3 protein-coding genes are annotated in these 2,796 nt (G+C 56.5%); all 3 read left to right on the plus strand.

What is annotated here, in order from left to right; genetic code table 11:
- The coding region (locus ABYT07_RS20255; protein ID WP_372993812.1) for an AAA family ATPase at positions 1-902 on the plus strand (902 nt) is incomplete at its 5' end.
- Between the two features lie 370 nt (positions 903-1,272).
- Positions 1,273-2,181 carry a protein-methionine-sulfoxide reductase catalytic subunit MsrP gene (gene msrP / locus ABYT07_RS20260; RefSeq protein WP_372993813.1) on the plus strand — a complete coding sequence of 303 codons (909 nt, stop codon included), beginning with the start codon at positions 1,273-1,275 and terminating at the stop codon, positions 2,179-2,181.
- Positions 2,182-2,204: 23 nt separating this feature from the next.
- Positions 2,205-2,792, plus strand: coding sequence for a protein-methionine-sulfoxide reductase heme-binding subunit MsrQ (gene msrQ / locus ABYT07_RS20265; RefSeq protein ID WP_372993814.1), 588 nt, complete (start codon positions 2,205-2,207; stop codon positions 2,790-2,792).
- Positions 2,793-2,796 lie beyond the last annotated feature (4 nt).

A 2,796-nucleotide genomic window follows, 5' to 3' on the forward strand; every position in this document is an offset into this window, starting at 1 on the left:
ACCAAGCGGTCAAAGCCGTCGCAAATGCGGTACGTCGTGCGCGTGCTGGTTTGAATGACGAGGCGCGGCCTTTGGGCAGCTTCTTGTTCCTTGGGCCAACCGGCGTGGGTAAAACCGAGCTGACAAAAGCCGTGGCCGAATTCCTGTTCGACGACGAAAACGCGATGGTGCGGATCGACATGTCCGAATTTATGGAGAAACACGCCGTGTCGCGTCTGATCGGTGCCCCTCCGGGCTATGTTGGGTATGACGAAGGCGGTGTGCTGACCGAAGCCGTGCGGCGCAGACCCTATCAGGTTGTGCTGTTCGACGAGGTCGAAAAGGCGCATCCGGATGTGTTCAACGTGTTGTTGCAGGTTCTCGACGATGGTGTGCTGACTGATGGTCAGGGCCGCAAGGTCGATTTCAAGCAGACGCTGATCGTGCTGACCAGCAACCTTGGTGCGCAATCGCTGAGCCAACTGCCCGAAGGTGGGGATATGGCGCAGGCCAAGCGCGATGTGATGGACGCGGTGCGCGGGCATTTCCGTCCCGAGTTCCTGAACCGTCTGGATGAAACCATCATCTTTGACCGTCTGGCACGCGAGGACATGACCGGGATCGTCGAAATCCAGATGAGCCGTTTGCTCAAGCGTCTTGCTGGTCGCAAGATCGGGCTTGAGCTGGACGCGGCGGCCAAGCAATGGCTGGCCGATGAGGGCTATGATCCGGTGTTTGGCGCGCGACCTTTGAAACGCGTGATCCAACGTGCGTTGCAAGACCCGCTGGCCGAAATGATCCTTGCTGGGGACGTGATGGATGGCGATTTGATCCCTGTGTCCGCAGGTGTCGAAGGTCTGATCATCGGTGACCGGATTGCCGCCAGCAACCGGCCCAAGCCGGATGCGGCGACGGTACACTAATCACTGGTCGTTTCGGTAAAAAGAGGGGTGAGCATCAGCCCCTAGCGCCAAAAGTTGAAACCCGCCATGTTAGTGGCGGGTTTTTTTATTCTGGGTGGTTGCGACCGCCCCTATTTTTCATTGGCCTGCGCCGCTGACCGTCCGCTGGTTTATGTAACATTTGGACATCCGTTTCGGATACAGAATGGGAAGCGATCCGCAAACCAGCATTGTCGCGTTTCAAGCCATGCGCGACCAGCCTTGGGGCGCTTTGGCCGTGTGACACCCGTCTGACGTTTCGGTGTGATCCTTGAAATGTGACCCCAAAGCATTTGGTTACTGCGGGTCGGCGCACTACCTACATCCTATGTAGATGTAAGGAGTACCCGAAATGGCCAATCGCTGGATCAATACGCTTAAAGACAAAGACGTGACCCCCGAGGATATGTTCCTGAACCGGCGGCAGATCATGGGCGGCGCTTTGGCAGGGATCGGTTTGGCCGGAATGGGCTCTTCGGCGTCCGCAGCCCCCGAGGGGCTTGAGGCGAACAGCTATGAAGAAATCACCAGCTACAATAACTATTATGAATTCGGTACCGGCAAAGATGATCCCGCGAAATATGCAGGGACGCTGACCACCAAGCCGTGGACCGTCCAGATTGACGGGATGGTCGACAACCCCGGCGACTTTGCCTTTGATGATATCCTCAAGGCGATGACCATCGAAGAACGGTTATATAAGTTCCGCTGTGTCGAAGCATGGTCGATGGTCGTGCCGTGGAACGGCTTTGAACTGGCGGACCTGTTGAATATGGCAGGTGTGCAGTCGGGCGCGAAATATGTGGCGTTCGAAACGGCCCTGCGTCCAGACGAAATGCCCGGTGTTGCGTATCCCGTGCTGGATTGGCCCTATGTCGAAGGGTTGCGTCTGGACGAGGCGATGCATCCGCTGACCATTATGGCGACTGGAATCTACGGCAAGGACATCCCAAACCAGAACGGTGCGCCGCTGCGTTTGGTGGTGCCGTGGAAATACGGGTTCAAGTCGATCAAATCCGTGGTCAAGATCACGTTGACGGATAAGCAGCCCGCAACCAGCTGGAACAAGGCAAACGCGCGCGAATACGGTTTCTATAGTAATGTGAACCCGCAGGTGGATCACCCGCGCTGGTCGCAAGCTTCTGAGCGACTGATCGGGGGCGGCTTGTTCTCAAAACGTGTGCCCACCCTGATGTTCAATGGCTACGAAGAAGAAGTCGCAGGTCTGTACGCTGGCATGGATCTGGCGAAAGAGATTTAAGGCAGGGCTGATCCGTGGATGGTATCATTGACCGGTTGAATGGGCTTGCCCGCAAAGTTCCCACTTGGCTGGTCTATATACTATGTCTGTTGCCGGTGCCTTGGTTGCTGTATCTGGCGCAAACCGGCGGCTTGGGTGTTGAGCCGATCAAAGAGCTTGAGCACGAACTGGGCGAGATCGCCCTTCAACTGTTGATCGTCGGTTTGGCGGTCACCCCTATGCGCCGCTATGTCGGGGTGAACCTGATCAAGTTCCGCCGCGCCTTTGGTCTGCTGGCCTTTACATATGTATCGCTGCATCTGCTGGTCTGGTTGGTTTTGGACGTGGGGATCCTAAGCCAGATCTGGGCCGATATTATCAAGCGCCCCTATATCACCATCGGCATGGCGGGCTTTTTGTGTCTGCTGCCGTTGGCGTTGACCTCCAACAACCTGTCAATTCGCAAGCTGGGGCCGAAGTGGCGCAAGTTGCACAAGCTGACCTATCTGGCGGTACTCTTGGGTGGGGTGCATTACATCTGGCTGGTCAAAGGTTTTCAGATTGAGCCGTTCGTTTATATGGCCGTGATTATCGGGCTGTTGGCGCTGCGCGGGCGCAAGTTGCTATCTTGAAGCC

Origin of the sequence: Sulfitobacter sp. (assembly GCF_041552635.1) — a bacterium.
In the GTDB taxonomy this organism is placed as follows: domain Bacteria; phylum Pseudomonadota; class Alphaproteobacteria; order Rhodobacterales; family Rhodobacteraceae; genus Sulfitobacter.